Here is a 399-nt window from a genome sequence, read left to right as displayed (position 1 = left end):
CGATGGAAGATGCTGCGGCCTCGCTGGGGGAAGGCCCGTGGGAGGTCTTTTTTCGTGTGGTGTTGCCGCAGTTGCGCTTGGCGATTTGGGGTGGTGCCTTGCTGGTAGGCCTGCATCTGCTGGCCGAATACGGCCTGTACGTGACGATCCGTTTTGACACCTTCACCACGGCCATCGTGGACCAGTTTCAATCCACCTACAACGGCCCCGCCGCCAATATGCTGGCGGGTGTGTTGGTGGTGTGTTGTTTTGTGCTGCTGGGCTTCGAGTCGGGAACCCGCGGGCACGAGCGCTATGCCCGTGTCGGTTCTGGCTCAGCGCGACAGCCGCTGCGCAGCCGCTTGGGGCGCCTGTCCACGTTGTGCCTGTTGCTGCCCGTGGTGACCGCCGTGCTGTCGC

The 399-nt window shown here is 63.7% G+C and carries 1 pseudogene; it reads left to right on the top strand.

What is annotated here, in order from left to right:
* Positions 1 to 399 (top strand): annotated as a pseudogene (locus tag AC1D1Y_RS26730) (iron ABC transporter permease); the annotation flags it as partial.

This window comes from Polaromonas sp. P1_G1 (assembly GCF_056405595.1).
This window is presented reverse-complemented; position numbering and strand designations above follow the sequence as displayed.